Source organism: Candidatus Propionivibrio aalborgensis, from assembly GCF_900089945.1.
GTDB lineage: Bacteria > Pseudomonadota > Gammaproteobacteria > Burkholderiales > Rhodocyclaceae > Propionivibrio > Propionivibrio aalborgensis.
In genome coordinates, this window is record NZ_FLQY01000239.1 from 1 (window position 1) to 1,306 (window position 1,306).

Annotated in this window: 1 protein-coding gene; it reads right to left on the reverse strand. The window is 63.1% G+C overall.

The window, feature by feature from the left end:
- Positions 1–1,139, reverse strand: a 1,139-nt coding sequence (metK, locus tag PROAA_RS11730; RefSeq protein WP_186411520.1) for a methionine adenosyltransferase, incomplete at its 3' end; no start/stop codon positions are given.
- Between the last annotated feature and the right edge of the window lie 167 nt (positions 1,140–1,306).

A 1,306-nucleotide genomic window follows, 5' to 3' on the forward strand; every position in this document is an offset into this window, starting at 1 on the left:
GCGGCCTTATCGATACCTTCCCAGGTGAATTCCGGCTCATCGCGGCCGAAGTGGCCGTAGGCAGCCGTCTTGGCATAGATCGGACGCAACAGATCGAGGGCCTGAATGATCCCCTTCGGGCGCAGATCGAAATGCGCACCGATCAGCTCGGCGATCTTCTCGTCGCTGATCGTCCCGGTGCCGAAGGTGCTGACCATCAGCGATACCGGACGGGCAACGCCGATGGCGTAGGCAATCTGCACCTCGCAGCGCTCGGCCAGACCGGCAGCCACCACGTTCTTCGCCACATAGCGGGCCGCATACGCTGCCGAACGATCGACCTTCGACGGATCCTTGCCGGAGAAGGCGCCACCGCCGTGGCGGGCGGTGCCGCCATAGCTGTCGACGATGATCTTGCGCCCGGTCAGCCCGCAGTCGCCGTGCGGCCCGCCGACGACAAAGCGGCCGGTCGGATTGACCAGAAAGCGGGTCTTCTCGGATAACAGTTCCGTGGGCAGCACCGGCCGGATGATTTCCTCGATCACCGCTTCCGAAAGCTGCGCGTGCGAGACTTCCGGGCCGTGCTGGGTCGATACCACGACGGTATCGATGAATACCGGCCGGCCGTCGACGTAGCGGACCGTGAGCTGGCTCTTGGCGTCCGGGCGCAGCCAGGGCAGACGGCCGTCCTTGCGCACTTCGGCCTGGCGCTGCATGAGCCGGTGCGCGTAGTAGATCGGCAGCGGCATCAGCGACGGCGTTTCGTTGCAGGCATAGCCAAACATCAGGCCCTGGTCGCCGGCGCCCTGGTCGAGGTCGAGCCCCTGGCCTTCGTTGACGCCCTGTGCAATATCCGGCGACTGGCGGTTGATTGCCGTTAAAATGGCGCAACTCTTGTAGTCGAAGCCGATGTCGGAGTCGTTGTAGCCGATGCGGCGGACGGTTTCCTGGGCGATTTCGCGGTAGTTGATGTGTGCTTTGGTGGTGATTTCGCCGGAGATGACGACCAGGCCGGTGGAGACCAGTGTTTCGCAGGCGACCCGGGCGCGCGGGTCTTCGGCCAGGATGGCGTCGAGGATGGCGTCGGAAATCTGGTCGGCAACCTTGTCCGGGTGGCCTTCGGAGACCGATTCGGAGGAAAAGAGGTAGTCGTTGGACATGTGCGTGTGCTCCATAATGGAAAAACCCCGTTGCGGCGGCGTTGCCGGCTCCGGGGTTTGAGCAGACGACGCTTTAGCAGTATTTTGGAAGCCGTTGCCGACTTCGCCCGCCCTGCAAGTTGTCCTGATTAACTCGGCGGTTCGCTGAATTGTAGTTTTTCGTGTGC